Source organism: Amycolatopsis sp. NPDC114504, from assembly GCF_055633595.1.
The window spans coordinates 706,335-731,420 of sequence record NZ_JBVKDU010000007.1 but is presented as its reverse complement, the minus strand read 5'-3'; the positions used below and the strand labels follow the sequence as shown (position 1 = coordinate 731,420).

Genomic DNA, 25,086 nt, shown 5'->3' with positions numbered 1-25,086 from the left:
CTCCACGCCTGGTCAGGGCGCGTCGGCGGCAGTGTCGCGGGGGCGCCGCAGGAGGACCGCGAACGCGCCCGCGAACAGCACGCCCGCCGCACCCAGCGCGCCGGTCACGGGCGTCAGTAACAGCACGCTGACCAGCGCGAACACCACCGTCACGGCGAGCGTGAACCAGCTGCGCTCGTACGCCGCCAGCACCAGCAGCCCCAGCGTCGCCACGAACACGCCCCGGACGTCGCCGGACAGCCTCAGCTCCAGGGTGGCGACCAGGTCGAGCAGCGGGACGGCCGCCAGCGCGCCCAGGGTGCCGAGCGCGAAGCGGACGGGCCGCGGCGGGGTGCCGGCGCGGCGCAGGCTCCGCCAGTACCAGGCCGCGACGGCGAGCACCACGCAGGCGAGACCGGCCGTCCAGCCGAGGGCCGCCGGGGGCACCACGTCCACCGCTATGGCATTCGCCGTGTACCGGGCGCCGTCCGCGAGACCGGTGCCGCCGACCGCGCCGGTTCCGAGGTCGTGGAGCTCCTGCGTCATCCGGTAGCCGCGCATGTTCACGAACTCGCCGGTCACCGGGGCCGCCGGGACCAGCGCGACCACCGCCATCACGAGCTGGGCGAACCCCAGCGCCGCCAACGGGAACCAGAGTCGTCGTCCATCCCCCATCGGGGCAGGATAGCGCCCGCCAGCAGGACGGCGGCCGAGATCACCACGCCCGGCAGGTCCGCCACGGCGACGGCCACCCCGCCGGCGAGCACCGCCACCGCGAGCACCGGGAGACTGCGTTCGTACCAGGCGACCACGGCCAGGCCGAGCGTCGCGAGCAGCGGGCCGCGGGTGGGCGCGGCGAGGTCGAACCAGCTGAAGGCCAGCAGGTCCAGCAGGGGCACGGCGAGCACGACGCCGGCGGTCGCGAGGGCGGTCACCTTTGCTCCCCACCGCCGGGCGTAGCACGCCACCACGGCGGCGAACGCCGCGATGAGCGTCCACTGCCAGGCCGGTCCGCTGCCGCCGTAAGCCACGACGGTGTCGGCGATGCTCAAGAACTGCTGCCCGCCACCGTGGTCTTCGACGGTGAACCCGAAGATGCTGTCGTAGGACGGCCCACCCGGCCCGGCCGGGAAGTGCGCCGCCAGGTCCGCGGTCACGGCCGAGCGGTGCACCAGCTCGACCGTCACCAGGACCAGCTCGGCGAAACCCAGCAACGCCAACGGAACCCCGTGCCTCCCCATCGGCCCAGGCTAACGCTCAGCAGAACGGCGGCAGCTCCCGCGGGTCGCCGGCCGGGGCCCAGCGGCCGTCCACCTTCGCGTACTCCCAGCGCGCCCCGCGCGCGACGATCTGGCGCAGCGCCAGCACGACGCGGTCGACGTGCTCCTCGGTGCTGCCCAGGCCGAGGCTGACGCGGATCGCCTGCCGCCCGTCGCCGCCGGTGACGCCGATGAGCCGCTTGGCCGCGATGTGGGCGCAGAAAGCGCCGTCGCGGACGCCGATGCCGTACTCGGCCGACAGCACCGCGGCCACCCAGCCCGGGTCGAAGCCGTCGAGGACGAAGCTGAGCGTGCCGACGCGGTCGACCGGCGCGTCGAACAGCCGCAGCTCGGCGCAGCCCGGGATGGCCTCGAGACCCTTGCGCAGCCGGGTGAGCAGGGCCTGCTCGTGCGCCACGACGGCGTCCCAGTTCTCGCTGAGCGTCTCGCAGGCGACGCCGAGCGCGTACACGCCGACGGTGTTGGGCGAGCCCGCTTCGTGGCGCTCGGGCCCGGTGTTCCAGACCACCGCGTCCTCGGTGACGAGCTTGGTCGCGCCGCCGCCGGCGAGGTACGGCTTGGCGGCGCGCAGCCAGTCGGCGCGGCCGATCAGCGCACCCGCACCGAAGGGGGCATACAGCTTGTGGCCGGACAGGGCGACGTAGTCGACGTCCAGCTCCTTGATCGAGATCCGGCGGTGCGGGGCCAGCTGGGCGGCGTCGAGCGCGATGCGAGCGCCGTGCTTCCGTGCCACCGCGGCGATCTCGGCCACCGGCAGGAGCTCACCGGTCACATTGGACGCTCCGGTGACGACGACCAACCGCGGTCCCTGCGGGGAGTCCGCGAGGGCTTCGTCCACAGCGGACACTGCCGCGAGACGCGTGCGCGGGGTCGGGATCCGCCGGACGTTCGGGCCCTGCCACGGCAGCAGCGCGGCGTGGTGCTCGGTGTCGAACACGACGACCGTGGTGTGCCGGGGCAGGCTGCGGGCGAGCAGGTTGAAGGAGTCGGTGGTGTTGCGGGTGAAGACGACGGTGTCGGTCCGGCGGGCATCGACGAAGCGACGCAGGACGTCGCGGGTGCGCTCGTAGAGCTTGGTGGAGACCTGCGACGCGAAGCCGGCGCCGCGGTGGACGCTGGCGTACCAGGGCAGGAACTCGTCGACCTTCGCGCGGACGGCGTCGAGACACGGGGCGCTCGCGGCGTGGTCGAGGTTGGCGTAGCCGATGGTTTCGCCGGTGACGAGCGGGACCCGCAGGGACGCCCCGGCGACGGCCGGAACGGCCTGCGGGACAACGAGTCCGGTGAAGTCGGGCGAAGTGCTGGTGCGATCGATGGCGAGAGTCATCGGTGCCTCCTCGGCGGTCCGGGGGACCCCGGCGAGGGGCCCGCGCTTGCCCGTCGCACGACGCGACCGGCCCGGTCTTCACCCGGGGCACCCCACCGCGGAAGGAGGGTTGCCGGCCAGCAAGCCGGGGCTGAACGCTGGCACTCATGACCTGAGCCAGAAGGTAACCGAGAACGCCGCCGCCGGCCAACCCCCGACTCACATTCTGAGACGGCGCTCACACACCGTGAGGTCTCAGAGCTTCGCGCGGAAGCGTCCCGGCAGCTGCGTCACGGCGTTGTCGGCGAGGTGCGTCGCCGTGCCGGTGTACTGCTCGGCGCCCGCGGTGAAGCGCCAGCCGCCGATGGTCTTGCCGTCGACGGCCTCGCCGCTGGCCGCCGCGACGGCCGTCGAGACCTCGGCGAACGACTTGCCGTCCCAGTTCGCCGCCGCCGGGGCGTCCGGCAGGGTCCAGAGCGTGAAGTGCACGTGGGCGCCGGTGCTGCTGCCCCCGCACGGCAGCGCGTTGCCGGTCGAGCCGAGCTCGGCCCCGGCCTCGACGTGCTCACCGTCGGTGACCGTGATGCCCTCCATGTGGTAGTACCCGGTCCGCCAGCCGCCGGCGTGGTCGATGGTCACCCAGTCCCCGCCGGCGCAGTGCTGCAGGTGGACGGTGCCGGCCAGCGGCGCGCGCACGGTGCGGTCGGCCGGGCTGAAGTCGATGGCGTTCTTGACGCCGGTGCTGCCGTCGTCGGAGTGGATGCCGGCCGAGTAGACCTGCTGGCCGGCCTTGAACGGCAGGGCGAGCGCCGGGAACGGGGCGATTTCGGCGGTCGCGGCCGGCGCCGTGGCCAGCCCGAGGATCGCGGTCATCGCGGCGGCGAGGGCCGCCCCACGCACGTGAAGTTTGGTCACCCTGCGTACTCCTTTGGCTCTGCACTCACCCATTCGAACTAACGAATGGAGCGCACAGTAAGCCAAAAGAGGGAACGAAGGGAAGATCGTGTGAGATTTTTGTGGGACAAGCGCCGGACATCGGCACTGGCTAACGGCCCGACTCGCCCTTCCAGCGGGCCAGGCGGCCGGCCCGGTCCACCGCGCGGAGCCGTCGCTCGACGTCGTCGCGGACGCCGCTCGTGGTGACCACCAGCAGCTGGTCGAGCTCCTGGAGCCGGCTGGTCTTCTGCGGCGTGAAGCCGGCGCCTTCGCGCACGACCAGGCTGACCGTCGCGCCCACCGGCAGCCGCAGCTCCGACAGGTACACGCCGTGCAGCTTCGACCCCGGCTGGATGCGGACCTGCAGCAGCTCGGCCCCCAGCTCGTCCAGCGGCGCGGAGTCGACTTCGATCTCGTGCGCCTCGGAGCTCTTCGCCAGCCCGAGCCAGCGCCCGAGCGGCCCGAGCGTCGCGCCCTGGACCAGCGTCAGCACGATGACCAGCACGAACACCGCGTCGACCAGCCGTTGCGCGCCCGGCACCCCCTGCGACAGCGGGATCATGGCGAGCACGATCGGCACCGCGCCGCGCAGGCCCGCCCACGACAGGAACGCCTGTTCCCGCCACGGCAGCCGGAACGGCAGCATCGCCAGCACGACCGACATCGGCCGGGCCAGCAGCAGCACGACGGCCCCCGCGACCAGGCCCGGCAGCACCGACTCGAGCACCCGGCTCGGCGAGGCGAACAGGCCGAGCAGCACGAACAGCCCGATCTGCGCCAGCCAGCCGAGCCCCTCGGCGAACGACAGCGTGTCCGAGCGGTGCGGCAGCCGCGAGTTCCCGAGCACCAGCGCGGCGACGTAGGTGGCGAGCAGCCCGGACGCGTGCAGCAGCTGCCCGGACGAGTACGCGACGACGCACACCGCGACCGTGGCGACCGGGTAGAGACCGGTCGCCGGCAACGCGGCCTTGCGCAGCGCGAGGCCGCCGAGCCAGCCGAAGGCGAGCCCGATCGCCAGCCCTGCCGCGAGTTCGTAGACGACCAGCAGCGGCAGCGTCCAGTCCACAGTGGTGCCTTCGGCCAGCACCACGACGGCGATGTACGCGGGCGCGTCGTTGATGCCCGACTCGAGTTCCAGCGCCCCGGTGAGCCGTTTGCCGATCCCGGCCGAGCGCAGCACGGAGAACACCGCGGCCGCGTCGGTCGAGGCGAGCACCGCGCCCCACAGCAGCGCGAACCGCCAGTCGAGGCCCAGCAGCCAGTGCAGGGCGGCCCCGGTCACCGCGATGCTCACCACAACGGCCACAGTGGACAGTGCGATCCCGATGCCCAGCGCCGGTTTCACCGCCGACCAGCGGGTCGTCAGCCCGCCTTCGGCGAGGATCATGACGAGCGCGGCGAGGCCGAGCGACTGGGTCAGCTCGGGGTTGTCGAACCGGATGCCGAACCCGGCTTCGCCGAGCAGCACGCCGATCGCGAGGTAGAGCAGCAGCGACGGCAGGCCCAGCCGGATCGACACGCGCACGGCGAGCACGGAGGCGAGCAGCACGACGCCGCCGACGCCGAGCAGCACGGGAAGCTGGTCCATGCCGCCTCCCTCCGAGTGCCGTGGGCCCTCAGAATAGTGAAGCGGTCGAGTTAACTCCTTCGTGTACCGCTGGGGCGCGCCGACGGCGTGGTGTGTTAAGGCCCACCGAGCGCGGCGAGATCGACACCGAGTGCCGCGAACGGCTTCTCCGCCGCCGGAAACACCTTCACCGCGCGATGCCCGTCGCGGCCGACCCAGCCGGCGCCGACCGCGCGCTCGAGCAGCGCGGCGGGCACGGCTCCGGCGAGGTGGTCGCGCCGCTCCGTCCAATCCAGACAGTCGCGCAGCGGCGAGCGTCGCCCGGGCTCGAGCGGCACGCCGAGCTCGGCCAGCACCTCTCGGCCGCGGCCGGTCAGCGCCAGGCCGCCGTCGGCGTCGACCAGGCCGGTGGCCAGCATGCCGTCGCGGACCGCGACGCCGAGCACACCGGCGAGGTGGTCGTAGCAGGTCCGCGCGAACCCGAGCCGCTTCACCCGCAACGACGACTTCAGCCCGGTCACGGGCCGGTGCTCAGCGTGCTGGGCGAGGTGCTCGATCAGCTCGGCGACGCGCGGGTCGGCGATCCGGACGTAGCTGGCCCGGCCCTGCTTGACCCGGGCGACGAACCCGGCGTCGACCAGCCGGGTGACGTGCTCGCTGGCCGTGGAGAGCGCGATCCCGGCCGCCTTCGCGAGCTCACCGACGGTCCACGCCCGCCCGTCGAGCAGGGCGAGGCACATGGTGGCCCGGCTCGGGTCGGCGAGCACCGCGGCGACCTCGGCGAGAGCGATCGTCTCCATGCGCCCACGGTACGGCGGCCACCCTTCGCCCGCGGCCGAAGCGTCGAACGGACGACACGCGTACCCAGGCGGACGACTCGCGTACCCAGGCGGACGACACGACCCAGGCCTGGTGTGTCGTCCATCGGGGTACGCGTGTCGTCCGGGCGGGTACGCGTGTCGTCCGGACGGGTGCGGGTCAGAGGGCTTTCAGGAACTTCGCGGCCAGGGTGACCGCCGGGCCTGAGTCGTTCGAGTCCTCCAGGACCACCGCGAAAGCGACGTTGGCGCGGTAGCCGACGAACCAGCCCGTGGCCTCCGAGCCGTCGCCGAACTGGGCCGTGCCCGTCTTGCCGAAGACGTTCCCCGCGCCGGCCGCGCCCCGGCCCGTTCCGCTGGTGACGACCGCGCGCATCATCGTCCGCACCTGGCCGAGCACCGACGCGGGCGGCGGCGAGTACCCCTTGACGACGGTGGTGTCGAGGTCGTGCCACAGCCGCGGCGTGATCGCCTTGCCGGACGCGACCGTCGCCGCCATCACCGCGCCGCCGAGGCAGCTCGCCTGGATCCGGCCCTGGCCGAACCCGTCCTCGACCTGCTCGTCCTTGCTCGCCGCGGGCTCGACCTTGCCCAGCTCGGTGTCGATCCCCGGGATCTCGTAGTCGGCGTTGAGACCCAGCTCGTTCGCGGCCTTCACCAGGCCGTCGGCCGGCAGGTCCAGCGCGAGCCGCCCGAACGTCGTGTTGCACGACCGCGCGAACGCCGTCTGCAGGTTCGTCGCGCCCAGCTCGAAGCCCTCGTTCTTGACCGTCCGCGTCCCGATCGTCGCGACGCCGGGGCAGTCGACCGGCGACTGCGCGGTCAGGCCGCTCTGCTGGACCGCGGCGACGGACGTCGCGATCTTGAACGACGAACCGGGCTCGTACAGCCCGCTGAGCGCCTTGGGTGACAGTCCGGCGGCGCTGTTCTGCGCGACGGCCAGGATGTCGCCCGAGCCCGTGTCGAGGGCGACCAGCATCGCCGAGCCCTTGAAGCTGTCGACCGCGGCCTGCGCGGAGTTCTGCGCGGCCAGGCTCAGGCTCGACGTCACCGTCTTCGCGTCGCCGTCGGCCTTCCCGAACAGCGTCTCCACGCTCTTCCCCACGGTGTCGACGCGCTCGACGGCGAAGCCGCCGCCCGTCGCCGCCGAGACCTGCCCGACCAGCGCCGAGTGCAGCAGCGGAGCGGGGTTGCCCTCGACCGTCCGCAAGCCGCCGGCCCCGTTGACCAGCAGGGGCTTGCCGTCGCGGTCGGCGACGGCGGTCGTGTCCGGCACGGCCGTGCTGACGACCAGCCGCTGCCCCACCTCCAGCTTCGGGTGCAGCAGCGACGGCGCCCAGTGCACGAGCCATTTGCCGTCGGCCTGGGTCAGCTCGAACGGCACGTCGTAGGTCCAGGTGCCCGGCTTCAGCGCCCACGCCATGCTGAACGTCCCGCTGGTCCGCTTGGCCCCGGCCGGGGTCGGCTGCAGGACGGTCAGCTTGGCCACGACCGACCTCGGGCTCAGCGTGTTCCGCGCGTCCCGCAGGGCCACCGCGGCCGCGGGTGCGGCGTCGGTCAGCTTGGCCGCCGCGTCCGGGTTGTTCTCGGCCACGTCCTGCAGGTACTCCGTGATCGCCGAGTGCGGGTCGGCCGCGCCCGGGCTCTCGACGCTCGTGGCCCCGGCTTCCGCCTCGGGCGCCGAACCGCCGTTCAGCACGAAGAACGCGGCGACGACGACCGCCACGACCAGCAGCACGCCGCCGATCAGGACACCGCGTCTCTTGGCAGGACTCATTTCGCGTACCCCTCCCCCAAGGAACGCCACCGCCGTGGGTGACCGGCCGATCTTACCGGTCACCCACGACAGCTCGTCAGGCTTTCGCGACCGAAACCGTCACCTTCGTGCCGTCGCCGACCGTGCCGGCGAAGCCGTCGGCCACCGGCGCGAAGGTCACCGACGTCGCCAGCGTCTCCGACGCCAGGAAGTCCTGCTGCGTCCGAGCCGCTTCGACGACGTCGGCCGGCGCGTCGACGGTCAGCGCGATCCGGTCGGCGACGTCGAGCCCGGCGTCACGACGAGCCTGCTGCACGACCCGGACCAGGTCGCGGACCAGGCCTTCGGCCGCCAGCTCCGGCGTCACCCCGGTGTCGATCAGGACCAGCCCGGACCCGCCGGGCAGCTCCGCCGCCGCGCCGCCGCCCTTGGCGACCAGCCGCCGCTCGAACTCGCCTTCCCGCAGCGAGATCCCGGCCGCGACGACGGTGTCGCCCCGCAGCGACCAGTCGCCCGCCTTGACGGCCTTGATCACGGTCTGGACGTCCTTGCCCAGGCGCGGGCCGGCGGCGCGGGCGTTGACCGCGACCTCGAACCCGCCGTGCGCGGCGACGTCGGTGGTCAGCTCGACCGCCTTGACGTTCACCTCGTCGCGCAGGATGTCGGCGAAGGGCGCCATCGACTCGGCGTCACCGGCCGCCACGACCAGCGACGACAGCGGCAGCCGCACGCGCAGCTTGTTGGCCTTCCGCAGCGACAACGCCGAGGACGCCACCTGCCGCACCCGGTCCATCGCGGTGACGAGCGCCGCGTCGGCGGGCAGGTCGAGCGCGTTCGGCCAGTCGGTGAGGTGCACCGAACGGCCGCCGGTGAGCCCGCGCCAGACGACCTCGGTGGTCAGCGGCAGCAGCGGCGCCGCGACCCGCGACGTCACCTCCAGCACGGTGTGCAGCGTGTCGATCGCGTCCTTGTCGCCGGCCCAGAAGCGGTCCCGCGAGCGCCGCACGTACCAGTTCGTGAGGACCTCGAGGAAGTCCCGCACGGTCTGGCACGCGCCCGCGACGTCGTAGTGGTCCATCGCGTACTCGACGTCGGTGACGAGCTCGTGCGTCTTCGCCAGCACGTACCGGTCGAGCACGTTCGGCGAATCCGTGCGCCACTGACCTTCCACGCCTTCGGCATTCGCGTAGAGCGCGAGGAAGTAGTACGAGTTCCACAGCGGCAGCACGGCCTGGCGGACGGCGTCGCGGATGCCCTTGTCGGTGACGACCAGGTTGCCGCCGCGCAGGATCGGGCTCGCCATCAGGTACCAGCGCATGGCGTCGGAGCCGTCGCGCTCGAGCACCTCGTTGACGTCCGGGTAGTTGCGCAGCGACTTGGACATCTTCGCGCCGTCGGAGCCCAGCACGATGCCGTGCGCGACGCAGGCGCGGAACGCCGGCCGGTCGAACAGCGCCGTCGCGAGCACGTGCAGCAGGTAGAACCAGCCGCGGGTCTGCCCGATGTACTCGACGATGAAGTCGCTCGGGTAGTGGTGCTCGAACCAGTCGGCGTTCTCGAACGGGTAGTGCACCTGGGCGTACGGCATCGAGCCCGAGTCGAACCAGACGTCCAGGACGTCCGGGACGCGGCGCATGGTGGACTTCCCCGTCGGGTCGTCCGGGTTCGGCCGGGTCAGCTCGTCGATGTAGGGCCGGTGCAGGTTGTCCAGCCGCACACCGAAGTCGGCCTCCAGCTCGTCGAGCGAGCCGTAGACGTCGGTGCGCGGGTACTCGGGGTCGTCGGACTGCCACACCGGGATCGGCGTGCCGAAGTACCGGTTGCGGGAGATCGACCAGTCGATCGCGTTCTCCAGCCACTTCCCGAACTGGCCGTCCTTGACGTTCTCCGGGTACCAGGTGATCTGCTGGTTCAGCTCGACCATCCGGTCCTTGAACTGCGTCACCGCGACGAACCACGACGAGACCGCGCGGTAGATCAGCGGGTTCCGGCAGCGCCAGCAGTGCGGGTAGGAGTGGTCGTAGGTCTCGTGCCGCAGCAGCACGGCACCCTGCTGCCCGGCCGAGCCCGTGCCGTTCTTGAGGTCCCGCACGATGTTCGGGTTGGCGTCGAAGACCTGCTGGCCCTCGTAGTCCGGCACGGTGGCGTCGAACTTGCCGTGCGCGTCGACCGGCGTGACCGGCGGGATGCCGGCGGCGTCGGTGACCACCTTGTCGTCGGCGCCGTAGGCCGGGGCGATGTGGACGATCCCGGTGCCGTCGTCGGTGGTGACGTAGTCCGCGGCGAGGACCCGGTGCGCGTTGTCGGTCCCGACGAAGTACGGGAACGGTGGCGCGTAACGGGTTCCGAGCAGCTGGGTGCCGGTGTAGCGCGCGACGACCGCCGGTTCTTCGCCGAGTTCACGCTCGTACGCCGCGACGCGCGCTTCGGCGAGCAGGAACCGCTTGCCGTCGCTCTCGACGACGACGTAGTCCACGTCCGGGTGCACGGCCGTGGCGAGGTTCGACGGCAGCGTCCACGGCGTGGTCGTCCAGATCAGCAGGTAGGTGCCGTCGAGCTCGTTGTCGTTGCCCTCCAGGCGGAACCCGACGGTGACGGCCGGGTCCTGGCGGTTGCGGTAGACGTCGTCGTCCATGCCCAGCTCGTGGTTGGACAGCGGCGTCGCGTCGCGCCAGCAGTACGGCAGGACGCGGTAGCCCTCGTAGACGAGTCCCTTGTCCCACAGGCGTTTGAACGCCCAGAGCACCGACTCCATGTACGTGACGTCGAGGGTCTTGTAGTCGTTGTCGAAGTCGACCCAGCGGGCCTGGCGGGTCACGTAGTCGCGCCACTCGTCGGTGTAGCGCAGCACGGACTCCTGCGAAGCCGCGTTGAACTTCGCGATGCCCATCTCTTCGATCTCGGACGTCTCGGTGATGCCGAGCTGGCGCATCGCCTCGAGCTCGGCGGGCAGGCCGTGGGTGTCCCAGCCGAAGCGGCGCTCGACCTTGCGGCCCTTCATCGTCTGGTAGCGCGGCACCAGGTCCTTGACGTACCCGGTGAGCAGGTGGCCGTAGTGCGGCAGGCCGTTGGCGAACGGCGGGCCGTCGTAGAAGACGTACTCGTTGTCGCCGTGCTCGCCGGCGGGGCGCGCGTCGATGGATGCCTGGAACGTCCGGTCCGTCTCCCAGTAGGCGAGGACCTGCTTCTCCAGCTCGGGGAAGGACGGCTGCGACGGCACACCCGCGCTGTCGTCGAGCTTGGCCTGGGGGTACATCCGGGTGCTCCTCGGTTCGTCTCTCGCGTACGGACGACCGGCTCCCGGTCACCCACACGGGGACGAGACGCCTTGCGGCGTTCCGCGGTACCACCCCGCTTGCCCGGCATCGTGCTCTCCGGGCCGCTCGTTCGACGGCTGTCACGGGCCGCACCCGTCCGGTTCTACTGAGAGCGGTGACGCTCGGTTCTTCCGGAGGCTCCCCGGTGATGGCCGGATCGACGCCTTGCTGGTTACCAGGTTAACCGGCCCGCGCAACCCGGTTGTCACGAGGGGCGGGTACGCCGGCCAGCGTCACGCCGATCGCCAGCAGCCACAACGTTCCCGCGATCAGGCCGGCGGTACGGAGGCCGCCGGGCGACCCGTCGCCCGCCACGGCGCCGAGCACCGCCACCCCGAGCGCGCCGCCGGCTTGGCGGGCGGTGTTGGTGATGCCGCTGGCGACGCCCGCGCGCCCGGGCGGGATGCCGCCGACCGCGGCCGTCACGACCGCGGTCGTCAGCAGGCCCATGCCGATCCCCAGCCCCAGCAACGTCGGCAGGAGGGCCGGATAGCCGCTGTTTTCCTTGAGCAGCACCAGGTTCAGCATCCCGGCCGCCCCGAGCGCGAGCCCGGCCACCATCAGCGGACGCGGCCCGGACCGGGCCACCAGCCGGCCCGCGACCGGTGCCAGCACCGAGAGCGGCAGGAACAGCGGCAGCACTTCGAGCCCGGCTTCCAGCGGCCCGGCGTGCCGGACGCCCTGCAGGTACAGCGTCAGGACGAGGATCGTGCCGATGCCGACGAAGTTCATCGCCGCCGCGACGAAGTTCGCGCCCGCCGTCCGCCGGGCGACGTCCAGGGGCAGCATCGGGTGCGCCGAGCGGCGCTCGACGACCAGGAACGCACCCAACAGGGCGACCGCGAGCACCCCGGCGCCAATGCTCCGGCCGATGACCGCGTAGACCCCGGCGCCGAGCGCGGGCGCGGCGGTGACGATGCCGGCGACGTCGACCCGCCGTCCGGGCACGCGGTCGACGCGCGGGACGAGCCGCCGCGTCGCGACGGCGGCCGCGAGCACGACCGGGACGTTGAGCCAGAACACCGGCCGCCAGCCGGCCGCGGCGACGATCGCGCCGCCCAGAACCGGGCCAACCGGCAGCGCCAGCGCCGACACGCCGGCCCAGATCCCGAGGGCTCGTGCGCGCTCGGCGCGTCCCGGGTAGGCGTTGGTGATCACGGCCAGGGTGCCCGGCAACAGCAACGCGGCGCCCAGGCCTTGCCCCGCGCGGGCGGCGACGAGCCACGCCGCGTCGCCGGCGAGCCCGCACGCGGCCGACGCGGCGCCGAACAGCGCGAAGCCCGCGAGGACGACCCGGCGGTGGCCGAAGACGTCGCCGAGTGCGCCGCCGGTGAGCAGCAGCGCGGCCAGGACGACCGCGTAGCCGTCCACCACCCACTGCAGCGCGGCGAGGTTCGCGCCGAGCTCGGTCCCGATGGTGGGCAGGGCGACGTTGACGACCGTGACGTCCAGCTGCACCAGGAACATCCCGGCGCACATAGTGAGCAGGAGCATGTCCCCAGTGGACCGCGCGGACGCTTCCGTCGCGGTGGAAGTGTGCCGGGGGCATCCTGGAGGCATGGCTGGAGGTAGGAACGGCGACGCCGACATCGCCCGCACCGCGGCGCTGTTCGCGGACCCGGCGCGGGTCCGCGTGCTGCTCGCGCTCGCCGACGGCCGGGCGCTGGCGGCGTCCGTGCTGGCGGCCGAGGCCCGGCTGTCCGCGCAAGGAGTCAGCGCGCACCTGGCGAAGCTGCGGGCCGCGGGCCTGGTGGTCGCCGAGAAGTCGGGGCGGCACCGGTTCTACCGGCTGGCCGGCCCGGAACCGGCGGAGCTGATGGAGACGCTGGCGCGGTTCTCGCCGGCCCAGCCGGTGACGTCCCTGCGTGAGGGCACGCGCGCGGAGGCGTTGCGCACCGCTCGGACGTGCTACGACCACCTGGCCGGCCGGCTCGGGGTCGCGGTGACGTCGGCGTTGCTCGATCGGGGGGCGCTGTCCGGGGCGGCCGACACGCGGCGACGGCCGGGAGACCGGATTTCGGCTCCGCTGCGCGAGCATCCGTACACGCTGGGTCCGTCGGCGGCCGCGGTGTTCGGCGAACTGGGCGTGGACCTCGACGCGGCGGCGGCCGGACGCCGTCCGCTGCTGAGGTTCTGCCTGGACTGGAGCGAACAGCGTCACCACCTGGCGGGCGCACTAGGGGCGGCCGTCGCGACGCGGTTCGTGAACGCGGGCTGGGTGCGGCGGCGCGGCCGGGCGCATCGCGCCGTGAAGCTCACGCCGGAAGGAGCACGGGCGCTCGAGACCCATCTGGGCTTGGCCGGCCTCGCCGCTTGACGGCGTGTCGTCGCACCGCGCTCGCGTGTCGTCGGCTAGCGGTGGGCGGCGACCATGGTCGCGTCGGGGCGACAGCGATCACAGGGAGTGAACCCGAGCTGACGGGCTTCGCCGATGCCGATCGGGATCGTGTCGCGGGTGCCCAGCCAGACGCACGTCGTCAGGTGGTAGCGCGGGTGCTCGTCGACGACCACGACCTCGTCTTCGAGGTCGGCCAGGACGGCGATGTCGGCCGCCGCGGTCTCTTCCTCACCCGGGTCGGTCTCGGGTTCGGGTTCGGGCTCGTCCTTGGGTTCGGCCTTGGCCTCGACCGGGGCCTCCGCCGCGACGGGTTCCGCGGTCACCGGCTCTTCGGGCTCGGGCGTGTCGGCCGGATCCCCCAGGTCACCGGCGGCCGGGATGAGGACGGTCTGCTCCGCTTCGGCCGGGTGCTCTTCGGCCGGCGGCTCTTCGGAGACGGGCTCTTCGGCGGCGACTTCCCGCGGTGCGGGCTCGGCCGGGGCCGCGGCACGACGCCGGCGGCGCAGCCAGTCGGCGACCAGCATCAGCCCGGCCAGCACGGAGAGACCGATGGAAACCCACGCCCACAGCGAAGAAGCGGTGATGAGCGCGGTGACGAGCAACCCCAGAGCCGCCAGTACCAGTACCAGCACGATGTAAAGCACGGTGAATTACAGCACGAACGGGGCAAGATCGTCGGCCGACCCGCCCACGTGCGGTACCGGATCGGCTCCGAGCCGTGATCCCACCCCGCCGGCTCGTGCCGACGGGGTGGATCAGCGGAAAGACTCAGCCCGCCTCGGCCCGCGGGCCGAACGAGTAGCCCTGGCCACCGCTGGTCGAACCGGACGGCTGCCCGGAGTTCGACGAGGCCGACGCCGGGGCCGCGGAGCCGCGGTCGTCGAGCTCGCGGAGCTGGGACTCGAGGAACCCGCGCAACCTCGTGCGGTACTCCCGCTCGATCGTGCGCAGCTCTTCGATCTTCTTGCCCAGCCCACCCTTCTCGGAGTTGAGGCTGTTCATCGTCTCGGTGTACTTGCGCTGCGACTCGCGCTCGAGCGTCGTCGCCTTGTCGCGCGCCTGGCGCTCCAGCGTCTCGGCCCGGGTCCGCGCGTCGTTCAGCATCGTGTCGACGCGCGTGCGCGCCTCGTTGACCATCGAGTCGGACTTCGCCCGGGCGTCCGAGAGCAGCTGCTCGGACTTGGTGCGGGCCTCGGCCAGCATCCCGTCGGACTCGGTCTTCGCCTCGGCGGTCAGCCGGTCGGCCATCTCCTGGGCGAGGCCCAGGACCTTGGCGGCCTGCACGTTCGGCTCGGCGCTGTCACCGACCATCGAGTGCGCCTGGGTCTGCTCCATGGCGGACTGCGGCGGCGGCACCGGCGCGAGGCGCCGGGACGGCTCTTCGCGCATCGGGGGCTGCGCGGATTTGGCGTTGTCGAGCTCGCTACGAGTCGACTCGAGCTCGGCGTCGAGCTGCTCCATCTGCTGGCGCAGCTCGTTGTTGTCCTCGATCAAGCGGGCCAGCTCGGTCTCCACCAGGTCGAGGAACGCGTCCACCTCGTCCTCGTTGTAGCCCCTCTTGCCGATGGGCGGCTTGCTGAACGCAACGTTATGCACGTCAGCGGGGGTCAACGACATCAGATCACCTCACGCACTCCATGGCCTGCAGGTCCCTCCAAGTTCTTCCCCGATCAACTTGGAGTCGCCAGTTGCATCGCGAAGAACACAACCAGCAGCAGAACCATAATCGACAAGTCCAGTCCCACGCCGCCGATTCGAACCATCGGAATGATTCGTCTGAACAGACGAACCGGCGGGTCCGTCACTGTGTAGATGGTCTCGAGCGTCACCGCAACCCCTCCGGCCGGATGCCACTCACGGGCGAACGTCCGGACGAGTTCGATCACGATCCGCGCCGTCAGCAGCAGCCAGAAGGCGAACAGCACGTACCAGACGACCAGCCACACAGCTTCCACGTACCTACTCTAACCGGGCGTCCTCGGAGAAGACGCAGTTGAGGGGGTCGACGCGGCATCGGGTCGACAAAATCACGTCTGCTTGCGCTCAGCGGTAAGCGCGACTTCACCCGCGCAGGAACAATCCGCCCTCGGCAATCCGCCGGCGGTCCTCCGCGGTGACGTCCACATCGGGCGGTGAGAGAAGGAACACCTTGTTGGTGACCTTGTCCATCGACCCGCGCAGCGCGAACGCCAGCCCGGCGGCGAAGTCGACGAGCCGCTTGGCGTCCGCGTTCTCCATCTCGGTGAGGTTGATGATCACCGGGATGCCCTCGCGGTAGTGCTCGCCGATGGCGCGCGCCTCGACGTAGCTCGTCGGGTGCAGGGTCGTGATCCGGCTCAGCGGGTCACGCATCGGCGGCCGGGCCGGCTCGGTGACCGGGCGCAGGCGCGCGACCGGTTCCGGCTGCCGGTCCATCGCCAGCGCGCCGTGGACGGCGGGCTCGGCTGCCGCCACGGAGCGTGATCGGCTGCGGCTGACGGGCTCGTCGTACGTGTCGTCGACGTCGCGGTACCGTGAGCGGGACGTCCGGGGCGCGGGCTCCTCGTACGAGTCGTAGTCGTCGTCGTAGCCGCGCCGGTAGTCGTCCTCGGCTTCGTAGCCGTCGTCGTCTGCGGGCACCATCCCGAAGTAGGCCTTCAGCTTCTGCAGCGCGCTCATGCCTCTCCCTAGCCCTAGCCGCTCCCGCACCAACGCTTCTCCACGCCGTCAGTGCCCCGCGCGGACGAACACTAAACGTGACGGCCGCGCGAGCTCCCTACGGCGAGGCTAAACCGCGTCCGCCGAGCAACGCGGTTCCGACACGCACACAGGTCGAGCCGTGCGTGATCGCCTGCTCGAGATCATGGCTCATCCCGGCGGAGACTTCTGCGGCATTCGGGTGATCTTCACGGAGCCGCTCACCGGCCAGAGCGAGCCGTTCGAAGACCGCCGAGGGGTCCGCGCCGAGCGGTGCGACGGCCATCAGGCCGCGAAGCCGCAGTTCACCCATGTGAGTGACACGCTCGGCGAGCGCGCCGAGCTCGTCCAGCGGGCAGCCGCCGCGCTCCGGGTCGTCGTCGAGGCTGGCCTGGATCAGCACGTCGAGGGGTTCGTCACGTATCTCTGCGTCACGAACCGCACGCACCGCCTTCGCGAGCGCGTCGGCGAGCCGGGCCGAGTCGAGGGACTGCACTTCCTGTGCCCACCCGACCACGGAACGTGCTTTGTTCCGCTGCAGCCGGCCGACCATGTGCCAGCGCAGCGCCGCGTCCGGCCGGAGCCCGGCCACCTCCGCGGCCTTCGGGCCGGCGTCCTGGTCGCGGTTCTCGCCGAGGTCGGCGACACCGAGGTCGGCGAGCAGCGCGGCGTCGGACGCGGGGAACGTCTTGGTGACGGCGACCAGCTTGACCTCGTCCCGGGCGCGCCCGGCGGCGCGGCAGGCGGCGGCGATCCGCTCTTCGACCTCGGCCAGGTTCGCGGCCAGCTCGGCCTTGCGGTCTGTCATGCCTCGATCCAGGTGATGCCCGCGATCCGCCCGGTGGTGCCGTCGCGGCGGTAGCTGAAGAGCGTCTTGTCCTCGTTCGTGCACCGCGGGTCGACGCCGATCTTGCCGACGCCGAGGTCGGCGAGCTGCTGCCAGAGCCCGGCGCGCAGGTCGAGGCCGGGCGTGCCCTGGCGGGTCTTGCAGGCGCTGCCCGGAACGTGTTTCTCGACGTCGGCGGCCATCGCGGCCGGGACCTCGTAGCAGTCGCCGCAGATGGCCGGGCCCAGCAGCGCCTCGATGCGGCCCACCTCCGCGCCCGCCGCCTGCATCGCGGAGACCGCGGCCGGGACGACGCCGACCCGCGTGCCGACGCGTCCGGCGTGCACCGCCGAGACCACGCCGGCCTCGGCGTCGGCCAGCAGGATCGGGACGCAGTCGGCGACCAGCACCACGAGCGCAACACCTGGGGTCGCCGTCACCAGGGCGTCGGTCGCCTCGGCGGCCCGGGTCTCGGAGCCGTCCACAGTGGTCGCCGTGCGGCCGTGGACCTGTTCCATCCAGGCCAGCTTGTCCTCGGCCAGGCCCAGCTCGGCGGCGAGGCGCTTGCGGTTCGCGTAGACGTTGCCCTCGTCGTCGCCGACGTGGTCGCCCAGGTTGAACGTGTCGTAAGGCGGCCGTGACGCGCCGCCCGCCCTGGTCGTCACCACTCGCCGAACCCGCACGAATCCTCCTGAACATCGCTGAAGGCCACCGCCCACCGACTCTAGTCAGCGGGCGATGGCCTTCAGTGTGGTGTCTAGCGCCGCATGAACGGCGGCACGTCGACCTCGTCGTCCGACGGGTCGTCGTGCACCGGCATCGCGCGGCCGGGCAGGCTGCCCTGGGTCGCGTTGGAGCCCATCGGCGAGTAGCCGCGCGAGCCGCCGCCCGGCTGCGGGAGCCCGCCCGAAGCCGGGTTCCCCGTGGCCGAGGGCAGCGGCGAGTGCGACCGCGGCGGCGCGACCGGGTAGCCGGAGCTGCCGGACGACGGCACCGGGGTGGCCCCCGACGGCGGCTGCGAGTTCGAGACCTGACCCGCGGCGGCCGAGGCCGTCGTGGACGACGAGCGCGAACCGAACGCCGGCGGGTCGAGCTTCTTGTGCGTCGGCGCGCCCGCGTCGAACCCGGCCGCGATCACCGTGACGCGGACCTCGTCGCCGAGCGAGTCGTCGATGATCGTGCCGAAGATGATGTTGGCGTCCGGGTGCGCCGACTCCTGCACCAGCGAGGCGGCCTCGTTGATCTCGAACAGGCCCAGGTCCGAACCACCCGCGATCGAAAGCAGCGCGCCGTGCGCACCGTCCATGGAGGCCTCGAGGAGCGGCGAGTTGATCGCCTTCTCGGCCGCCTGGATGGCTCTGCCTTCACCGCGTGCGGACCCTATTCCCATCAACGCCGAGCCCGCGCCGGACATGACGCTCTTGACGTCGGCGAAGTCGAGGTTGATCAGGCCCGGGGTGGTGATCAGGTCGGTGATGCCCTGGACACCGGACAGCAGCACCTCGTCCGCGGAGCGGAACGCGTCCATCAGCGAGACGCCGATGTCGCCGAGCTGCAGCAGCCGGTCGTTGGGGATCACGATGAGGGTGTCGCACTCGTTGCGCAGCGACTGGATGCCGTCCTCGGCCTGCTTGCCGCGGCGCTTGCCCTCGAAGGTGAACGGGCGGGTCACGACGCCGATGGTCAGCGCGCCCAGCTTGCGGGCGATCTGCGCCACGACCGGGGCGCCACCGGTGCCGGTGCCGCCGCCTTCGCCGGCCGTCACGAACACCATGTCGGCGCCCTTGATGACCTCTTCGATCTCTTCACGGTGGTCTTCGGCGGCCTTCTGGCCGACCTCGGGGGCGGCGCCCGCGCCGAGGCCCCGGGTGAGTTCGCGGCCGATGTCGAGCTTGACGTCGGCGTCGGACATGAGCAGTGCCTGGGCGTCGGTGTTCACCGCGATGAACTCGACACCCTTGAGGCCGACCTCGATCATGCGGTTCACGGCGTTCACGCCGCCACCGCCGATGCCGACCACCTTGATCACCGCAAGGTAGTTGTGCGGGGGCGTCATCGAAGTCCGCCTTCCTGATCGTTGTGCCCGTACAGCCCGCCGGCCGGTGATCAACTCTCAACCTAAACCGCAGATTGAGAGTTATGTCAACTGCCGACGTTAGGCAGGACGGTAGGCACCAGGCACGCTCTAATCCAGTAGGCACGCCGTGTGTCGCAAAGGTGTTTTGCCACAACACGTTCGAGCGCGCAAGAGCGAGGAGCCGGGAGCACCGCTCCGGCCGCGTCTGCTATGGCGCTCCGGTCAGGCCGGAACGGGCATGCTCATGAGCACGTCGGTGGGTGCCCCGCTGGGCGATCCGCCGGCCTGCTCGAGGCTCACCGCCAGGTGGTCGGCGCTCCCGACGCCCTCCGCGACGACCAGGCCGCCGTCGGCCGCCGAGGCGATCACCCCGGCCGAGCGCGGCGCGTCCTTGCCGGTGATCAGCCAGGCCTCGTAGACCTTCCCGCCCGCCTGCGCCGGCAGCCCGGCGTCCATCACCATCACGCGGTTCAGCGACTTCGACAGCACGACCGTCACGCCGCCGCCGGTGGGCGCCTCGCCGTGCGCGGTCTTCGCGTCCGGGGCCGCGAGCAGCGCGGCGACCGGCGCGTACCGGTCCTTCGCCTGGTCGAGCTGGGACTGCGCGGACTGCAGCTCCTGCTGCTGGGTCAGCGCGATCCCGCCGAACACCCCGCCCGCGGCGAGCCCGACGACGGCGGCCGCGGCCGCCACGACGACGGCCCAGCGCGGGGCGCGCGCCGACCGGCGGTGCCGCTCGGGCGAGCCGGGGCGGGTCCGCGGCGGCAGCTGGCGGGTGGCGTGCATGGCGGTCATGACCCGGTCCTTGAACTCCGGCGGCGGCTCCTCGGCCATCGCCGCGCCCAGCCGGGCCGCGGTCGCGCGCAGCTCGGCGACCTCCTGCGCGCACGAGTCGCACTGCTCGAGGTGGCGGGAGAACTCCGCCCGCTCGATGTCGGACACCGCGTCGAGCGCGAACGCGCCCGCCAGGGTGTGCATCTCCGGCGTGCTCACGCGGTCACCCCCAAGCAGTCCCGCAGGCGGATCAGCCCGTCCCGCAGCCGCGTCTTGATGGTTCCTTGCGGCGTCGACAGCACTTCGGCCACCTCGCGATACGTATAGCCCTGGTAGTAGGCGAGCAGCACGGACTCGCGCTGCAGATCGGTCAGGAAGGACAGGCACTTGCGCACCTGGGAGCGTTCGAGCCGCGCGGTGACGGACTCGGCGACCTCGTCGAACGGCCGGCCGCGGGCGGCTTCGAAGGTCGCCTTCTGCTCCCGCTCGGTGCTGGCGCGGGCCGAGCGGACGCGGTCGACCGCGCGGCGGTGCGCCAGGGTCATCGCCCAGTTCAGCGCCGAGCCCTTGTCCGGCGCGTACCGGGTCGCGGTGCGCCAGAGCTCGACGAGCACCTCCTGGGCGACCTCCTCGGACTGGGCCGCGTCGCGCACGATCCGCCGCACCAGCCCGAAGATCGGCCCCGCGAGCTGGTCGTAGAGCAGCTCGAAGGCCCGCTCGTCACCTTTGGCGACGCGCACCATGAGCTCCTCGGCGGTCGGCCCCGCCGGGACTTCGGCGGGCACCGGGGCCATCGGACGCGAGCGGGCCGGCTCATCCATGCAGCTGTCCTCCGGCGTTCTGCGGGGTGCGCGCGATGACCGGCGCCTTCCGCAGCCACAACGCGACGCCGTGGCGGCGGATCAGCGCGGACACCCGCTGCGGCAGCAGGGGCCGGGCCAGGACCAGCCGGGCCAGCCACCGCGGGTCCACCGGTCGGCGAACCCCCCGCAGCGTAGCGACCAGCGGCGTCGAGGTCCCGCGGCGCAACGCCACGGTGAGGTCGAGCAACGCTTCCGGGTGGGGCAGGCGCATCCGGTACTCGCCGTCCATCTCCTGGAACGGCGAGACGTAGAACGCCTTGTCCGCACGGGCGCGGCCGGCCTCGTCGGGGTGCAGCAGGTAGGCGTGCCGGCCGCCGTAGGTGTTGTGCACCTCGGCGACGACGCACGCCAGGCGCCCCTCGGGGTCGTGGCACCAGTAGACGCTGATCGGGTTGAAGACGTACCCGAGCACGCGCGCGGCGGCCAGCATGACGACCTTGCCGCCGCGCAGGTCGACGTCGCGTTCGGCCAGCCACGCGTCCAGCTTCTCCCGGACCCCGCGCGGGTCGCTCGCCTTGAAGTGGTCGCGGGGGTCGAAGCGCGCGAACGGGCGCGCCCACCACGGCAGCTCCGGCGGCGCGTCCAGATCGACGAGCCACAGGTACACCCGGTGCGCGAAGGAGTGCGGCGGGTCGATCCGCCGCACGTGCGCGACCGTGGCGTCGTAGAGCGCGTTCGTCACCAGGCGACCCCGAGGCTTTCGGCGGCGCGGGCACCCGAAGAACAGCCGTCCTCGTGGAAGCCCCAGCCGTGGTACGCGCCGGCGTAGGCGAACACGCCGTCGTTGAGCTCGGGCAGGCGTCGTTGCGCCGCAACGGATTCCGGCGTGTAGACCGGGTGCTCGTAGTGCATCTTGGCGACCAGCGCCTCCTTGCCGGTGCCCTCGCCCGGGTTGAGCGTGACGACGTAGCCGGTCGGCTCGTCCAGCCGCATCAGGCGGTTCATGTCGTAGCTGACCTGGACCGCGCCGGTCGGGGCGCCGCACACGGGCGCCCGGTAGTTCCAGCCCGCGCGGGCGTCGGCCAGCGACGGCAGCACGCTCGTGTCGGTGTGCAGCCAGGCTTCGTTCTCCGAGTAGCGGAACGCGCCGAGCACGTCGCGTTCGGCGCCCGTCGGGTTGGCCAGCAGGGACAGCGCCTGGTCGGCGTGGGTGGCGATGACGACCCGGTCGACGCGGTGCGGGGTGTCGGCGTCGTCGCGGATTTCGACGCCGCCGCCCGTCCGCAGCACCGAGCGCACCGGCGTGGACAGGTGCACCGCGGTGAGCTGCTTGGCCGCGCGTTCGACGTATTCGCGGGACCCGCCGACGACGGTCCGCCAGGCCGGCGAGTTCTTGACCGACAGCATGCCGTGGTTGCGGAGGAACTCGAACAGGTAGCGCGCCGGGTAGCGCAGCGTGTCGCTGCGGTCGGCCGACCAGACCGTCGAGACCAGCGGCAGCATGAAGTGGTCGGTGAAGTAGCGGGTGTAGCCGCCGATGGCGAGGAACGCGCCGAGGGTGACGTCACCGGCGTCTTTCGCGTCCAGCAGGCGCTTGGCGTGCCGGTGGAACTTCTTCACCTCGGCCAGCATCCGCAGGTAGCGGGGCCGCGCGAGGTTGCCGCGCTGGGCGAACAGGCCGGGCAGCCCCTTCGCGCCGGCGTACTGCAGGCCGCAGCCGTCGCACCGGATGCTCATCGACATCTCGGTGTCGCGGGTGCGCACGCCGAGCTCCGCGAACAGCTTCAGCAGCGTCGGGTAGGTGCGCTCGTTGTGGACGATGAACCCCGAGTCCACGCCGATGGTGCCGCCGTGGGCGCTCGGCACGTCGTGGGTGTGCGCGTGCCCGCCGAGCCGGTCGTCGGACTCGAAGAGCAGGACCTCGTGCTTGCGTTGCAGCAGGTATGCCGCCGTCAGCCCGGCCACCCCGCTGCCGATGACGGCGATGCGTTCTCCCGTGATCTCCACACCGGTGATTCGCCGCCGCACCGGATGTGGATTGGATGGACCCGGCACCAATCCACCGCGCAGGAGAGAGCGAATCCCGGACATGCCGAACAGCACCGCGCACCGCCTCGCCTCGTTCGCCGAAAAGCTTCTCGGCGGGCAGCTCCCCGTGGGCTTGCGGACCTGGGACGGAACCCGCGCCGGCCCAGTGGACGCGCCCACCGTCGTCCTCCGCAACCGCCGCGCCCTGCGCCGCCTCCTCTACGCGCCGGGTGAGCTGGGTCTCGCCCGCGCCTACGTCACCGGTGACCTGGACGTCGAAGGCGATCTCGCCGACGGCTTCCGCCGGATCTGGGCCCTCACCCGCGCGGGTGAGCTGAACCGGGTGAAGCTCGGTCCCCGCGACTGGGCCGAGGCCGCCAAGCTCGCCGCGTCGCTCGGGGTCTTCGGCCTCCCGCCGAAGCCGCCGGCCGAGGAGGCCCGGCTGACCGGCAAGCTGCACAGCCTGCTGCGCGACAAGTCCGCCATCGCCCACCACTACGACCTGGGCAACGCGTTCTACCAGCTGCTCATGGACGAGTCGATGGCCTACTCCAGCGCGTACTTCACCTCCGACGAGCCGGGCTACGGCCTGGCGGAGGCGCAGGCCGACAAGCTGGAGATGATCTGCCGCAAGCTGGACCTGCGTCCCGGCATGCGGCTGCTCGACATCGGCTGCGGCTGGGGCTCGCTGCTGGTCCACGCGGCCAAGCACCACGGCGTCCACGCCGTCGGCATCACGCTCTCGGCCGAGCAGCTGCAGCACATCCGCGGCCGGCTCGCCCAGCACGACCTCGAGGACCGCGTCGAGGTCCGGCGCCAGGACTACCGCGAGCTGCCGGACGCGCCGTTCGACGCGGTGGCGTCGATCGAGATGGGCGAGCACGTCGGCGAGGTCAACTACCCCACCTACGCCGCGACGCTGCACAAGATGGTCAAGCCGGGCGGGCGCGTGCTCATCCAGCAGATGTCCCGCGGGAACGTCGCCCCCGGCGGCGGCGCGTTCATCGAGCGCTACATCGCCCCGGACATGACCATGCGCCCGGTCGGCCGGACGGTCGACCACCTCGAGACGGCCGGGCTCGAGGTCCGGGACGTGCACGCGATGCGCGAGCACTACGTCTGGACGGTCCGGGCCTGGGCCGACACCCTGGAGGAGAACTGGGCCGACGTCGTCGCGCTGATCGGCGAGACCGGCGCGCGGGTCTGGCGGCTGTACCTGGTGGGCGGAGCACTGGCTTTCGAGGAGAACCGGATGGGTGTGGACCAGATCCTGAGCGTGCGGCCGGACGAGCACGGCGTCAGCGGCATGCCGGCGACGCGGGAGTGGCTCCGATGACCCTCGGCGGCACGCTGCTGCTCACCGCCGGCGTCACGCTCGTTTCGGTCGTGGTGACCTTCGGGATCGCGCGGGCGCGCGAGCGCTACGACACCGTCGACACGTTCTGGGGGCTCGGCTTCGCGATCGTCGCGCTGGCCGCCTTCCCCTTCGGCGACGGTCCCCTGCCGCTGCGGCTGGTGGTCGTGGTCTTGACGGTCGTCTGGGGCGGGCGCCTTTCGCTGCACCTGCACCTGCGCAACCACAAGCTGCCGGAGGACCCGCGGTACGCGCGGATGGGGTTCGCGCCGCTGAAGATGTTCGTCCGCGTCTACCTGTTCCAGGGCGTGGTGCTGTACTTCGTCTCGCTGCCGGTGCAGTTCGCGATGTTCGGGACGGGCATCGGGGTGCTCGGCTGGCTCGGCGTCGCGGTGTGGCTGGTCGGGTTCGCGTTCGAGACGATCGGCGACGACCAGCTGCGCCGCTTCAAGACCGATCCCGCGAACAAGGGCAAGGTGCTCGACACGGGGTTGTGGCGCTACACGCGGCACCCGAACTACTTCGGCGACGCGTGCGTGTGGTGGGGCCTCTACCTGCTGGCCTGCTCGACGTGGCCGGGCGCGCTGACGATCCTCTCCCCCGTGGCGATGACCTTCACCCTGGCCCGCGGCACGGGGAAACCCATGCTGGAGAAGGGCATGGCGCGCACGCGCCCGGCGTACGCGCACTACGTCGAGCGCACCAGCGGCTTCTTCCCCCTGCCGCCCAAGAAGGTCACTCCCCGGTGAGCCCGTCGGTCAGCTCGCGCAGCAGGTCGAGGTGGCCGACGTGCCGGGCGGTCTCCTCGATCATGTGCGTGAGGACCCAGCGGACGTTGAAGGTCTCGTCCTTGTGCGTGACCTCGTCGTCCAGGCCGTGCTTCGCCACGATCCCGCGGCTGCGGGCGGACTGCTTCTCGTAGTCGGCGAGCAGCTGTTCTGTCGACGTCTCGGCCGGGACCCGGAACTCGGCGTCCGGGTCCTGCTCGAGCTTGGCCTCCCAGGTGTCCTCCTCGCCGCCGACGACCACGGCGAACCAGAACCACTCGTTCAGCGTGAGGTGGGCGAGCAGACCGGCGACGGTCGTCAGCTCGCTGGGCAGATGTTTTTCGCGCGCTTGAGCTTCGGTGAGCCCGCCGGACTTCCACGCGACGGTGGCGCGGTGGTAGTCGAGCAGGCTCGTGAGGATTTCGCGCTCGCCGCCGGTCAGCGGGACCTTCGGGCGCTCGGGTCGTTCGGTCATGGGCCGGAC

At 72.0% G+C, this 25,086-nt stretch carries 24 protein-coding genes and 1 riboswitch; of the genes, 3 read left to right on the top strand and 21 right to left on the bottom strand.

The features are described 5' to 3' along the window. Positions 1 to 12 precede the first annotated feature (12 nt). The 9 genes from ACZ7PG_RS49870 to ACZ7PG_RS49830 all read right to left on the bottom strand — a co-directional run bounded on the left by ACZ7PG_RS49870 (position 13) and on the right by ACZ7PG_RS49830 (position 12,453). A complete protein-coding gene (locus tag ACZ7PG_RS49870) occupies positions 13 to 654 on the bottom strand; it encodes a hypothetical protein (RefSeq protein ID WP_470246258.1) in 642 nt (213 codons plus the stop codon). After that, positions 594 to 1,220, bottom strand: coding sequence for a hypothetical protein (locus ACZ7PG_RS49865; protein WP_470246257.1), 627 nt, complete (start codon positions 1,218 to 1,220; stop codon positions 594 to 596). Before ACZ7PG_RS49865 ends, ACZ7PG_RS49870 begins: the two co-directional genes overlap by 61 nt. Positions 1,221 to 1,236: 16 nt before the next feature. After that, positions 1,237 to 2,586, bottom strand: a complete 1,350-nt coding sequence (locus ACZ7PG_RS49860) for an aminotransferase class V-fold PLP-dependent enzyme (RefSeq protein ID WP_470246256.1) — start codon at positions 2,584 to 2,586, stop codon at positions 1,237 to 1,239. A 37-nt stretch (positions 2,587 to 2,623) separates the two neighbouring features. Next, positions 2,624 to 2,738: riboswitch (SAM riboswitch) on the bottom strand. An 82-nt stretch (positions 2,739 to 2,820) separates the two neighbouring features. Then, on the bottom strand, positions 2,821 to 3,480 hold the full coding sequence (locus ACZ7PG_RS49855) for a M23 family metallopeptidase (protein WP_470246255.1): 660 nt from the start codon (positions 3,478 to 3,480) through the stop codon (positions 2,821 to 2,823). Between the two features lie 130 nt (positions 3,481 to 3,610). Next, positions 3,611 to 5,089 (bottom strand): potassium/proton antiporter, encoded by a 1,479-nt coding sequence (locus tag ACZ7PG_RS49850; protein WP_470246254.1) that lies wholly within the window; start codon positions 5,087 to 5,089, stop codon positions 3,611 to 3,613. Between the two features lie 95 nt (positions 5,090 to 5,184). Next, positions 5,185 to 5,868 carry an ArsR/SmtB family transcription factor gene (locus ACZ7PG_RS49845; protein ID WP_470246253.1) on the bottom strand — a complete coding sequence of 228 codons (684 nt, stop codon included), beginning with the start codon at positions 5,866 to 5,868 and terminating at the stop codon, positions 5,185 to 5,187. 178 nt (positions 5,869 to 6,046) lie between these two features. Beyond that, the gene (locus tag ACZ7PG_RS49840) at positions 6,047 to 7,663 is read right to left on the bottom strand and encodes a penicillin-binding transpeptidase domain-containing protein (protein WP_470246252.1); all 1,617 of its coding nucleotides are present in this window, start codon (positions 7,661 to 7,663) and stop codon (positions 6,047 to 6,049) included. A gap of 76 nt (positions 7,664 to 7,739) precedes the next feature. Beyond that, complete coding sequence (gene ileS / locus ACZ7PG_RS49835) at positions 7,740 to 10,898, bottom strand: isoleucine--tRNA ligase (protein ID WP_470246251.1); 3,159 nt, start codon at positions 10,896 to 10,898, stop codon at positions 7,740 to 7,742. Between the two features lie 241 nt (positions 10,899 to 11,139). Continuing rightward, entirely contained in the window at positions 11,140 to 12,453 is a 1,314-nt protein-coding gene (locus ACZ7PG_RS49830) for an MFS transporter (protein ID WP_470246250.1), read from the bottom strand. A gap of 64 nt (positions 12,454 to 12,517) precedes the next feature. On the opposite strand from ACZ7PG_RS49830, the gene ACZ7PG_RS49825 reads away from it, so the two are divergent. Next, positions 12,518 to 13,276 carry an ArsR/SmtB family transcription factor gene (locus ACZ7PG_RS49825; protein WP_470246249.1) on the top strand — a complete coding sequence of 253 codons (759 nt, stop codon included), beginning with the start codon at positions 12,518 to 12,520 and terminating at the stop codon, positions 13,274 to 13,276. 35 nt (positions 13,277 to 13,311) lie between these two features. On the opposite strand, the gene ACZ7PG_RS49820 is transcribed toward ACZ7PG_RS49825, so the two are convergent. From ACZ7PG_RS49820 to ACZ7PG_RS49770, 11 genes are all read right to left on the bottom strand, one after another. Then, on the bottom strand, positions 13,312 to 13,941 hold the full coding sequence (locus tag ACZ7PG_RS49820; RefSeq protein ID WP_470246248.1) for a hypothetical protein: 630 nt from the start codon (positions 13,939 to 13,941) through the stop codon (positions 13,312 to 13,314). Between the two features lie 124 nt (positions 13,942 to 14,065). Beyond that, positions 14,066 to 14,914 carry a DivIVA-like cell division protein Wag31 gene (gene wag31 / locus ACZ7PG_RS49815; RefSeq protein WP_470246247.1) on the bottom strand — a complete coding sequence of 283 codons (849 nt, stop codon included), beginning with the start codon at positions 14,912 to 14,914 and terminating at the stop codon, positions 14,066 to 14,068. 53 nt (positions 14,915 to 14,967) lie between these two features. Continuing rightward, positions 14,968 to 15,243, bottom strand: coding sequence for a YggT family protein (locus ACZ7PG_RS49810; protein WP_072477845.1), 276 nt, complete (start codon positions 15,241 to 15,243; stop codon positions 14,968 to 14,970). Between the two features lie 115 nt (positions 15,244 to 15,358). Continuing rightward, the gene (locus ACZ7PG_RS49805; RefSeq protein ID WP_470246246.1) at positions 15,359 to 15,955 is read right to left on the bottom strand and encodes a cell division protein SepF; all 597 of its coding nucleotides are present in this window, start codon (positions 15,953 to 15,955) and stop codon (positions 15,359 to 15,361) included. A gap of 97 nt (positions 15,956 to 16,052) precedes the next feature. After that, positions 16,053 to 16,781, bottom strand: a complete 729-nt coding sequence (locus ACZ7PG_RS49800; RefSeq protein ID WP_470246245.1) for a YggS family pyridoxal phosphate-dependent enzyme — start codon at positions 16,779 to 16,781, stop codon at positions 16,053 to 16,055. Then, entirely contained in the window at positions 16,778 to 17,482 is a 705-nt protein-coding gene (gene pgeF / locus ACZ7PG_RS49795) for a peptidoglycan editing factor PgeF (protein ID WP_470246244.1), read from the bottom strand. The genes ACZ7PG_RS49800 and pgeF overlap by 4 nt, the downstream gene beginning before the upstream one ends. A 74-nt stretch (positions 17,483 to 17,556) precedes the next feature. Further along, positions 17,557 to 18,855 (bottom strand): cell division protein FtsZ, encoded by a 1,299-nt coding sequence (gene ftsZ / locus ACZ7PG_RS49790; protein WP_470246243.1) that lies wholly within the window; start codon positions 18,853 to 18,855, stop codon positions 17,557 to 17,559. A 243-nt stretch (positions 18,856 to 19,098) separates the two neighbouring features. Beyond that, positions 19,099 to 19,869, bottom strand: a complete 771-nt coding sequence (locus ACZ7PG_RS49785) for an anti-sigma factor (RefSeq protein WP_470246242.1) — start codon at positions 19,867 to 19,869, stop codon at positions 19,099 to 19,101. Next, entirely contained in the window at positions 19,866 to 20,471 is a 606-nt protein-coding gene (gene sigK / locus ACZ7PG_RS49780) for an ECF RNA polymerase sigma factor SigK (RefSeq protein WP_470246241.1), read from the bottom strand. Before sigK ends, ACZ7PG_RS49785 begins: the two co-directional genes overlap by 4 nt. Then, positions 20,464 to 21,198: a DUF1365 domain-containing protein gene (locus ACZ7PG_RS49775; RefSeq protein ID WP_470246499.1), complete on the bottom strand. Its 735-nt coding sequence runs from the start codon at positions 21,196 to 21,198 to the stop codon at positions 20,464 to 20,466. The genes sigK and ACZ7PG_RS49775 overlap by 8 nt, the downstream gene beginning before the upstream one ends. After that, entirely contained in the window at positions 21,192 to 22,460 is a 1,269-nt protein-coding gene (locus ACZ7PG_RS49770) for an NAD(P)/FAD-dependent oxidoreductase (RefSeq protein ID WP_470246240.1), read from the bottom strand. Before ACZ7PG_RS49770 ends, ACZ7PG_RS49775 begins: the two co-directional genes overlap by 7 nt. Positions 22,461 to 22,542: 82 nt before the next feature. On the opposite strand from ACZ7PG_RS49770, the gene ACZ7PG_RS49765 reads away from it, so the two are divergent. Then, positions 22,543 to 23,817: a class I SAM-dependent methyltransferase gene (locus ACZ7PG_RS49765; RefSeq protein WP_470246239.1), complete on the top strand. Its 1,275-nt coding sequence runs from the start codon at positions 22,543 to 22,545 to the stop codon at positions 23,815 to 23,817. Then, positions 23,814 to 24,584, top strand: coding sequence for a DUF1295 domain-containing protein (locus ACZ7PG_RS49760; RefSeq protein WP_470246238.1), 771 nt, complete (start codon positions 23,814 to 23,816; stop codon positions 24,582 to 24,584). The genes ACZ7PG_RS49765 and ACZ7PG_RS49760 overlap by 4 nt, the downstream gene beginning before the upstream one ends. On the opposite strand, the gene ACZ7PG_RS49755 is transcribed toward ACZ7PG_RS49760, so the two are convergent. Continuing rightward, complete coding sequence (locus tag ACZ7PG_RS49755; RefSeq protein ID WP_470246237.1) at positions 24,571 to 25,077, bottom strand: DinB family protein; 507 nt, start codon at positions 25,075 to 25,077, stop codon at positions 24,571 to 24,573. The two genes, ACZ7PG_RS49760 and ACZ7PG_RS49755, sit on opposite strands and share 14 nt — an antisense overlap. Between the last annotated feature and the right edge of the window lie 9 nt (positions 25,078 to 25,086).

Bases quoted from the DNA above. Each gene is read 5' to 3' on its own strand.
- ACZ7PG_RS49870 (WP_470246258.1), bottom strand. From the start codon at position 654: ATGGGGGATGGACGACGACTCTGGTTCCCGTTGGCGGCGCTGGGGTTC.
- ACZ7PG_RS49865 (WP_470246257.1), bottom strand. From the start codon at position 1,220: ATGGGGAGGCACGGGGTTCCGTTGGCGTTGCTGGGTTTCGCCGAGCTG.
- ACZ7PG_RS49860 (WP_470246256.1), bottom strand. From the start codon at position 2,586: ATGACTCTCGCCATCGATCGCACCAGCACTTCGCCCGACTTCACCGGA.
- ACZ7PG_RS49850 (WP_470246254.1), bottom strand. From the start codon at position 5,089: ATGGACCAGCTTCCCGTGCTGCTCGGCGTCGGCGGCGTCGTGCTGCTC.
- ACZ7PG_RS49845 (WP_470246253.1), bottom strand. From the start codon at position 5,868: ATGGAGACGATCGCTCTCGCCGAGGTCGCCGCGGTGCTCGCCGACCCG.
- ACZ7PG_RS49840 (WP_470246252.1), bottom strand. From the start codon at position 7,663: ATGAGTCCTGCCAAGAGACGCGGTGTCCTGATCGGCGGCGTGCTGCTG.
- ileS (WP_470246251.1), bottom strand. From the start codon at position 10,898: ATGTACCCCCAGGCCAAGCTCGACGACAGCGCGGGTGTGCCGTCGCAG.
- ACZ7PG_RS49830 (WP_470246250.1), bottom strand. From the start codon at position 12,453: ATGCTCCTGCTCACTATGTGCGCCGGGATGTTCCTGGTGCAGCTGGAC.
- ACZ7PG_RS49825 (WP_470246249.1), top strand. From the start codon at position 12,518: ATGGCTGGAGGTAGGAACGGCGACGCCGACATCGCCCGCACCGCGGCG.
- wag31 (WP_470246247.1), bottom strand. From the start codon at position 14,914: ATGTCGTTGACCCCCGCTGACGTGCATAACGTTGCGTTCAGCAAGCCG.
- ACZ7PG_RS49805 (WP_470246246.1), bottom strand. From the start codon at position 15,955: ATGAGCGCGCTGCAGAAGCTGAAGGCCTACTTCGGGATGGTGCCCGCA.
- ACZ7PG_RS49800 (WP_470246245.1), bottom strand. From the start codon at position 16,781: ATGACAGACCGCAAGGCCGAGCTGGCCGCGAACCTGGCCGAGGTCGAA.
- ftsZ (WP_470246243.1), bottom strand. From the start codon at position 18,855: ATGACGCCCCCGCACAACTACCTTGCGGTGATCAAGGTGGTCGGCATC.
- sigK (WP_470246241.1), bottom strand. From the start codon at position 20,471: ATGGATGAGCCGGCCCGCTCGCGTCCGATGGCCCCGGTGCCCGCCGAA.
- ACZ7PG_RS49765 (WP_470246239.1), top strand. From the start codon at position 22,543: ATGCCGAACAGCACCGCGCACCGCCTCGCCTCGTTCGCCGAAAAGCTT.
- ACZ7PG_RS49760 (WP_470246238.1), top strand. From the start codon at position 23,814: ATGACCCTCGGCGGCACGCTGCTGCTCACCGCCGGCGTCACGCTCGTT.
- ACZ7PG_RS49755 (WP_470246237.1), bottom strand. From the start codon at position 25,077: ATGACCGAACGACCCGAGCGCCCGAAGGTCCCGCTGACCGGCGGCGAG.